This window comes from Thermoplasmatales archaeon, from assembly GCA_014361245.1.
Lineage (GTDB): Archaea > Thermoplasmatota > E2 > UBA202 > JdFR-43 > JACIWB01.
On record JACIWB010000087.1, the window covers coordinates 1 to 1,386 of the forward strand.

Consider the following 1,386-nt stretch of genomic DNA (forward strand, 5'->3'; position numbering starts at 1 on the left):
CGCGCAAAATCAAATGATAATGTCACTGACACGTGATGGTTCTATCAAATGATAAAGACACCAGGCTGCCTCGCTCCTTTCTAAGTAGGTATCGGTATGTGCAGCGTGTCCAACACGTTTTCGGTGATGCCTGGGGTAGCTCCAGGCAGGGTGAATAGCTCATCGAGGAGCTGGTAGATCTCCTCCCGCAAGCGCCGCGGGTTGGTTTGTTCCCGCAAGCGTTGCAGCTCCTCACGGCGTTGGGGCGAGATCGCCGCAGTCGCACACAGACGCTCGAAGGGGGTGCGTGCCAGATCGAAGCGGCGTTGGACTCGCCCAGGTTGCGGGGAGTCTGCCGTCACCGTCTTTTCGCTCATGCGTAGCACAGGCTGGAAGAGGTTGTGATAGACCCACGACTTCTCGTAGATGCGGTTGAGCATCAGGGTTTGCGCCACGGTGTCTAGGCGCTCATGGCCCAGGTAGTACCGTACTTGACTGCCGTTCTTCTGTTCGACAAAGCGGTTGTCGTTCTTGTGGAAGGGACGGCTGCGCGAGAGGCGCACGCCTTTGACCGCCTCTTGCCAAAAGCGCAGCAAGTGGTCATTGAAGAACTCCTTGCCGTTATCAGGATGGATCTCCCGCACAGGGAAGGGCAAGCGCGCCAGGATACGCCGAAAAGCATCCTGCATCACACGTTGGCTGCGCCCTAGCACAGCTACTTGCTCACACCAGCCGGTAGCGACATCGACCAACTGCACGGTGTGCACATAATCCCCACTGGCGCTGGGCCCACAATGATGCACCAGGTCTACTTCAAAATGGCCAGGCTCTTGCTCATCCCATGGGATACGCCCCATCGGCACATCCCGCAGCAGAGGATGAGCAGGACGAGGCTTCCTGCGGCGAGGCAAACGCCAGGTTTCCAAGCGGGCGAACTTCTGCAGCCGCCGCCTAATGGTGGACACGCTGACGCACTCCAGTTGCTCCAGCAGCACCGGACTCAAGTGCAACTCGCCATGAGCGGCCAAGTGCTGCGCCATGGAGACCAGATTGGGCTTCAACCGCTCCGCACAGATGTAGTCATGGCTTTCGGCAATGACGCGCAAAGCATCGTCCAAAGCGGCACCGTATGAGTTGCCTCTTTGTCTGCGGCGAGCACGGCGTTCAATCCGGCCATTCATGTGGCGGATGAGCGTCTTGCGCTCCAATCCTGTCACTTGCTCCATCTCGTCGAGCATCCGGCTGCGCTCCTTCCGCTTCGCCTGGAGATATGGCTTCTGCTTGATGCGTAGATACTTGTAGCGCTCATCAATGGTCATTTTCTCTTCGTTAGGCATAGTCCCTCCGGTGATATTATCATTTGAAAGAACTATACCTCTTTAGTGACATTTTAGATAAAAGAACACG

At 56.8% G+C, this 1,386-nt stretch carries 1 protein-coding gene; it reads right to left on the bottom strand.

What is annotated here, in order from left to right; genetic code table 11:
• Positions 1 to 80 precede the first annotated feature (80 nt).
• Positions 81 to 1,316, bottom strand: a complete 1,236-nt coding sequence (locus tag H5T45_07600) for a transposase family protein (GenBank protein MBC7129562.1) — start codon at positions 1,314 to 1,316, stop codon at positions 81 to 83.
• Positions 1,317 to 1,386 lie beyond the last annotated feature (70 nt).

Excerpts from the sequence above, each read along its gene's own strand:
- H5T45_07600 (MBC7129562.1), bottom strand. The coding sequence starts at position 1,316 with ATGCCTAACGAAGAGAAAATGACCATTGATGAGCGCTACAAGTATCTA.